Source organism: Acidimicrobiales bacterium, from assembly GCA_036270875.1.
In the GTDB taxonomy this organism is placed as follows: domain Bacteria; phylum Actinomycetota; class Acidimicrobiia; order Acidimicrobiales; family AC-9; genus AC-9.
In genome coordinates, this window is record DATBBR010000074.1 from 83,251 (window position 1) to 89,689 (window position 6,439).

At 70.3% G+C, this 6,439-nt stretch carries 7 protein-coding genes; 4 read left to right on the forward strand and 3 right to left on the reverse strand.

Annotated elements, in window-relative coordinates; all coding sequences use genetic code 11:
• Positions 1-76 precede the first annotated feature (76 nt).
• Genes VH112_08805 through VH112_08820 form a run of 4 tightly spaced genes read left to right on the forward strand, consistent with a single transcriptional unit; the run spans position 77 to position 4,068 of the window.
• Positions 77-841, forward strand: a complete 765-nt coding sequence (locus VH112_08805; protein ID HEX4540333.1) for a glucose 1-dehydrogenase — start codon at positions 77-79, stop codon at positions 839-841.
• The gene (locus tag VH112_08810) at positions 838-2,022 is read left to right on the forward strand and encodes an acyl-CoA dehydrogenase family protein (protein HEX4540334.1); all 1,185 of its coding nucleotides are present in this window, start codon (positions 838-840) and stop codon (positions 2,020-2,022) included. The genes VH112_08805 and VH112_08810 overlap by 4 nt, the downstream gene beginning before the upstream one ends.
• Positions 2,023-2,044: 22 nt before the next feature.
• Positions 2,045-3,022, forward strand: a complete 978-nt coding sequence (locus VH112_08815; protein HEX4540335.1) for an acyl-CoA dehydrogenase family protein — start codon at positions 2,045-2,047, stop codon at positions 3,020-3,022.
• A gap of 26 nt (positions 3,023-3,048) precedes the next feature.
• Positions 3,049-4,068 carry an NADPH:quinone oxidoreductase family protein gene (locus VH112_08820; GenBank protein HEX4540336.1) on the forward strand — a complete coding sequence of 340 codons (1,020 nt, stop codon included), beginning with the start codon at positions 3,049-3,051 and terminating at the stop codon, positions 4,066-4,068.
• On the opposite strand, the gene VH112_08825 is transcribed toward VH112_08820, so the two are convergent.
• From VH112_08825 to VH112_08835, 3 genes are all read right to left on the reverse strand, one after another.
• Positions 4,041-4,760 carry an ABC transporter ATP-binding protein gene (locus tag VH112_08825; GenBank protein HEX4540337.1) on the reverse strand — a complete coding sequence of 240 codons (720 nt, stop codon included), beginning with the start codon at positions 4,758-4,760 and terminating at the stop codon, positions 4,041-4,043. The two genes, VH112_08820 and VH112_08825, sit on opposite strands and share 28 nt — an antisense overlap.
• Entirely contained in the window at positions 4,750-5,523 is a 774-nt protein-coding gene (locus tag VH112_08830; GenBank protein ID HEX4540338.1) for an ABC transporter ATP-binding protein, read from the reverse strand. The genes VH112_08825 and VH112_08830 overlap by 11 nt, the downstream gene beginning before the upstream one ends.
• Before the next feature lie 2 nt (positions 5,524-5,525).
• A partial coding sequence (locus VH112_08835; GenBank protein ID HEX4540339.1) for a hypothetical protein occupies positions 5,526-6,439 on the reverse strand: 914 nt, incomplete at its 5' end.

Consider the following 6,439-nt stretch of genomic DNA (forward strand, 5'->3'; position numbering starts at 1 on the left):
GCTGCGTCAGGAAATGAGCGACGGTGAAGGCCGAATGCCGCGGCCGGCGAGGCTGGTCCGAGAGAGGAAGGCTGTCGTGGGCAGACTGGACGGGAAGGTGGCGCTCATCTCCGGGGGGGCCCGGGGCCAGGGCGAGGCCGAGGCCCGGCTCTTCGCCGCCGAGGGAGCCAAGGTGGTGCTCGGCGACGTACTGGACGACGTGGGCGAGAAGCTGGCCGTGGAGATCGGGGATGCGGCCGCCTACGTGCACCTGGACGTCACCCGCGAGGACGACTGGGCGACGGCGGTCGAGGCGGCGACGACCGGGTTCGGGAAGCTGGACGTGCTGGTCAACAATGCGGGGATCCTGCGGTTCGGCTCCATCGAGCGGACCTCCTTCGACGAGTACCGGCGGGTCATCGAGGTCAACCAGTTCGGCTGCTTCCTCGGCATGAAGGCAGCGATCCCGGCCCTCAGGACCGCTGGCGGAGGCGCCATCGTGAACATCTCCTCGACCCAGGGTCTCGAGGGAATGGCCGGGGCGTGCGCCTACTCGGCGAGCAAGTTCGCCGTTCGGGGCATGACCAAGTCCGCCGCATTGGAGCTCGGTCGATTCGGCATCCGGGTGAACTCGGTCCACCCCGGTGGCATCGATACGCCGATGCTGGCGCTCGATCAGGTGGACCAGGCCAACAAGGACGCTGGCTACCGGCACCAGCCGATCGGGCGCATCGGCAAGCCTGAAGAGGTGGCCCGGCTGGTGGCGTTCCTCGCCTCGGACGAGAGCTCGTACTCGACGGGGTCCGAGTTCCTGATCGAGGGCGGCATGACCGCAGGGCTCTCGTTTCCGGGCTTCGAGTGAACCTGCGCTACTCGGAGAGCGAGGAGCGATTCCGCGGTGAGCTGAGAGGGTGGCTCGACAAGGTGCTGCCGACGGTCGGTCCTCCGCCGGCGTCGGACGACTGGCCGGGGCGGCGCGCCTACGACACGGCTTGGCAGCGGATGCTGTACGAGGCGGGCTACGCCGGTATCAATTGGCCCAAGGAGCTGGGCGGACGGGGCGCTTCGCCGACCGAGCACCTGGTGTTCCTGGAGGAGACCGAGCGCGCCCACGCCCCCTACGTGGGGGTCAACTTCGTGGGGCTGCTGCACGCCGGACCCACGCTCATCGCCGAAGCCTCGCCCGAGCAGCGGTCCCGGTACCTGCCACCGATCCTGCGCGGCGACGAGGTGTGGTGCCAGGGCTTCTCCGAGCCAGGTGCGGGGTCGGACCTCGCCGCCCTGCGCACCCGCGCCGTGCGTGACGGCGACCACTACGTGGTGTCCGGGCAGAAGATCTGGACCTCGCACGCCGAGGTCGCCGACTTCTGCGAGCTCCTCGTCCGCACCGACCCCCACGCGCCCAAGCACCGGGGGATCTCGTGGCTGGTCCTGCCCATGGACAGCCCCGGCGTCGAGGTCCGCCCGCTGCGCACCATCTACGGGACGGCGGAGTTCAGCGAGGTCTTCCTCGACGAGGTGCGGGTGCCGGTGGCCAACCGGGTCGGCGTCGAGAACGACGGCTGGCGGGTGGCCATGGTCACCTTCAGCTTCGAGCGGGGCACGGCGTTCGTGAGCGAGCTGCTGCAGTCGATGGAGCTGCTCGAGAGCCTCGTCGGCATCGCCCGTTCGACGAGGGACGGCGCCCAACCCTGGGACGACCTCGGCGTCAGGCGTGAGCTCGGGCACCTGGCGGCCGACCTCGACGCCCTCTGGTCACTGACCAAGCGGAACGTCACCCAGGCGTCCAGGACCGGCGTGCCCGGTGTCGGGGGATCGGTGTTCAAGCTGCACTATTCCGAGGTCCGCCACCGTCTCGGCGACCTCGCCCTGCGGATCCTGGACCGGGCGGGGCTCTCCTTCGACGACCTCGGCGGCGCCCGCAGCGGAGAGCAGGTGAAGGGTTGGGTCCACGCCCTCTCCATCTCCATCGCCGCCGGCACCTCGCAGATTCAGCGCAACATCCTCGGCGAGCGCGTCCTGGGCCTGCCCCGGGAGCGTTGAGCCGCTCGAATCGAGGCGCGACGTGGACTTCGAGCTCAGCGAGGACCAGGAGGCCCTGCAGGACGCGGTGCGCAAGCTGTGCGCCGGTGCGTACCCGATGGCGACCGTCCGGTCGCTGGAGGCCCATGGCGGCGTGGAACGTGACCTGTGGCGTCGGCTGGCCGACGCCGGTGTGTTCTCCCTGCGTCTGCCCGAGCCCGATGGCGGGGTCGGCCTGGGTAGCAGCGAGGCCGTCCTCGTCTTCGAGGAGCTCGGCCGGGCCCTGGTGCCCGGACCGCTGCTGTGGAGCCACCTGGGCGCCGCGGTGGTCGATGGGGCCGCCTCGGGTGAGCTGGTCATCGGTGGCGTCGAGCGGCGGGGCCAGGGCGGTCCGCAACCTCTCCTGCTGGTCGAGCACCTCGCCGCCCTGGACCGACTGCTGGTGCTGGACGATGCGGGGGTGTGGGAGCTCGAGCCGACAGCCGTCAAGGGCGAGCTGGTGCCGCACCCGCTGGACCCCCTCACGCCCCTGCACGCGGTGCAGGAGCTGCCGCCTGGCATCCAGGTGGCGGGGCCTGACACGGCCGCCGCCTGGCGACTGGAGGGTGCCACCTTCGCCGCGGCCATCCTCCTCGGCCTGGCGGAGGCTGTCACTGACATGGCCGTTGCCTATGCCAAGGAGCGCCAGCAGTTCGATCGACCGGTCGGGTCCTTCCAGGCCGTCAAGCACATCCTGGCCGACATGCTGGTGCGAGCCGAGGTGGCCCGAGCCGCGGTCTACGCCGCCGGCGCACACCTCGACGATCCCGGCGTCGGAGACGTCCTGCGAGCGGTGACGGGGGCCAAGCTGATGGCGGGTGACGCCGCGCTGGCCAACGGCAAGGCGTGCATCCAGGTGCACGGCGGTATGGGCTTCACGTGGGAGGTCGACGCCCACCTGTACCTCAAGCGGGCCCGGGTCCTCGACACCGTGTTCGGCTCGACCCAGGCCCAGGCCGAGGTGATGGCCGCCCTCATCTGACGACACCCGGTGGCAAGCTGGCCGCCGTGCGCGCATGGACGGTCCGCCAGCTCGGCGAGCCCGCCGAGGCCCTCCGCCTCGAGGACGTCAAGGAGCCGACGCCCGGCCCGGGCGAGGTGGCGGTGGAGGTCGCCGCGTGTGGGCTCAATTTCGCCGACATCCTCCTGTGCCGGGGCCAGTACCAGCAGCGCCCTCCGCTGCCGTTCACGCCCGGGTTGGAGGCGAGCGGGCGGATCGTGGCGATCGGCGAAGGAGTCCGAGACCGGGCGTTCGGCCAGCGGGTCATCGCCGTGCCCCGTCTTCCTCACGGCGGATTGGCCGACCGTCTGATCACGGCGGCGGCGGCCACCTATCCGATCCCGGACGATCTCGATGACGTCGCCGCGGCGGCGCTGCACATCTCCTACCAGACCTCCTGGTTCGCGCTGCACCGCCGCGCCAGCCTGCGCCCCGGCGAGTGGCTGCTCGTCCATGCCGCTGCCGGTGGGGTGGGCTCGGCGGCGGTGCAGCTGGGGGTGGCCGCGGGGGCGCGGGTCATCGCCACCGCGGGTGGCGCCGAGAAGGTCGAGCTGTGCCGTCGGCTCGGGGCCGAGGTCGTCGTCGACTACTCGGCCGAGGATTTCGTTCCCGTCGTGCAGCGCGTCACCGGTGGCCACGGGGCCGACGTCGTCTACGACCCCGTCGGTGGCGACACGTTCGACCGCTCGCGGAAGGTCATCGCCTGGGAGGGACGACTGCTGGTCATCGGCTTCGCCAGCGGCCGCATCCCCGAGGTCCCCGCCAACCATCTCCTGGTGAAGAACTACGCGGTCGTCGGCCTCCACTGGGGCGCGTACACCGACCGCGATCCCACTGCGGTCGCCGAGTGCCACGCAGAGCTGGTGCGCCTGCACGGCGAGGGTGCGATCGCTCCGGTGGTGTTCACCGTGCTCGGCCTGGAGGAGGCGGTCGAGGGGCTCACACTGCTCGGCAGTCGGCGGACCTTCGGGAAGGTCGTGGTGAGGCCAGACGCCGGCCGTCAACCTGACGGGTCGACGCCCAGGTAGGCGGCCCTGACCGAGTCGTCGGCCAGCAGCGTCGCCGCGTCGCTGCTCTTCGCCACCCTGCCCGTCTCCAGGACGTAGGCCCGGTTGGCTCGCGCCAGGGCCTGGGCCGCGTTCTGCTCGACCAGAAGCACGGTGGTGCCCTGCTTGTTGATCTCGACGATGATGTCGAAGATCTGCTTCACCATCAGCGGGGCCAACCCCATCGACGGCTCGTCCAGCATCACCAGGTGCGGGCGGGCCATGAGGGCCCGGGCGATGGCGAGCATTTGCTGCTCGCCGCCCGAGAGCGTCCCGCCCGCCTGCGTGCGCCTGTCGGAGAGCTGAGGGAAGAGGCTGAAGGCCCGCTCGAAATCGTCGGAGAGCCGGCTTCTCGACGGCCGACCATACGCGCCCATCTCGAGGTTCTCCATCACCGACATGCCCGGGAAGATCCCGCGACCCTCGGGCACCTGGCACAGCCCAGCCCCGACCCGGCGGTGCCCCGGCACGTGGGTGATGTCTTCGTCCTGGAACCGGACGCGACCCGACGTCACCCGGCGCAGGCCGGAGATCGTCCGCAGCACGGTCGTCTTGCCCGCCCCGTTGGCCCCGATGAGGCTCACGATCTCGCCCTCGGCCACGGCCAATGACACGCCCTTGAGCGCCTCGACCTTGCCGTAGTGCACGTGGAGCGACTCGACCTCAAGCAGCATCGGTCGGCGCCCCCAGGTACGCGGTGATCACCGCCGGGTCCGTCCGCACCTCGGCCGGAAGCCCTTCAGCGATCTTGCGGCCGAAGTCGAGCACGGCCACGCGATCGCTGATCGTCATCACGACGCTCATGTCGTGCTCGATGAGCAGCACGGTGATGCCCCGGTCTCGAATGGCTCGCACCAGCGTCTGGAGAGCCGCCTTCTCCGGTGGGTTCATGCCCGCAGTGGGCTCGTCGAGCAGTAGCAGCCGGGGTTCGGTGGCCAGGGCCCGGGCGATCTCGAGTCGCCGTTGATCCCCGTAGGAGAGGTTGCTGGCGGCGTCATCCGCCAGCTGCTCGATGCCCACCAACGCCAGGAGCTCCAGCGCCATCGCCCGTCCGCCGCGCTCCTCAGCTCGGTGCGTCGGGAGGCCGAGGACCGCGCCGGGGATGCCGGTGCGATGGCGGGCGTCGGTTCCGACCAGCACGTTCTCCAAGACGGACATGTTGCCGAACAGTCTGAGGTTCTGGAAGGTACGAGCGACGCCAAGGCGCGTGACCTGATGGGGCTTGCGGCCCCGCAGCGACCGCCCTCCGAGGGTGAGAGATCCCTCGACGGGCTGGTACACGCCGGTGATGATGTTGAAGACCGTCGTCTTGCCCGCCCCGTTGGGCCCGATGAGGGAGAAGATCTCGCCCTCGTGGACCTGCAGATCCAGACCGGCGACCGCGACGACCCCCCCGAAGCGGACGGTCACGCCGGCGAGCTCGAGCAGGCGGTCCACGGCTAGGTCTTCTCTTCCTGCTCGACGATGGCCGTCGGCGCTGCCCCCGATGCCGTTCCCGTCCTCAGGCTGGATCGGCGTCGCCGAGATGGGAGGAGCCCCTCGGGGCGGAAGATCATCATGATCACGAGAGCTGCGCCGAAGATGAGGACCCGGTAGTCGGCGAAGCCCCTGAAGCGCTCGGGGAGCCAGGCCACGAGGAAGGCGCCGAGGATGACACCGGGCAAGTTCCCGGAGCCCCCGAGGACGACGGCCGAGAGCACGAGGATCGACAGCAGCAGCGGGAAGTTGTCGGGAGTGATGGCGATGTTCTTGGCCGCGAACATCACCCCCGCGGCGCCGCCGATCGTGCCGCCGATGGCGAACGCCCACAGCTTGAACCGGAAGGTCGGCACCCCCATGAGGGCCGCCGCGTCCTCGTCCTCACGGATGGCGGCCCAGGCCCGCCCGACGCGGCTGCGCTCCAGCCGGCGGGCGACGAAGATGACCACGACGATCAGGGCCAGGACGAGGTAGTAGTAGGGGCGGGGGTCGAGCACCCCGTAGGTGAAGGCGTTGAGGTTGTCGATGTCGGGTGGATGAGGGATCCCGGCGATGCCCCTCGGCCCTCCCGTCCAACTCGCGTTGGTGGCCGAGATCCGGATGATCTCGCCGAACCCGAGTGTGACGATGGCCAGGTAGTCGCCCCGGAGGCGCAGGGCTGGGGTGCCGAGGATCAGCCCAGACGCGGCGCACAGCACCGCCGCCGTCGGAAGGATGATCCAGAAGTCCAGTCCGACGTTGACGCCCAGCAGCGCCATCGTGTACCCGCCGATGGCGAAGAAGGCCACGTACCCTAGGTCCAGGATGCCCGCCTGGCCGACGACGACGTTGAGCCCCACCGCCAGAAGCACGAAGATGCCGATCGGATAGAAGA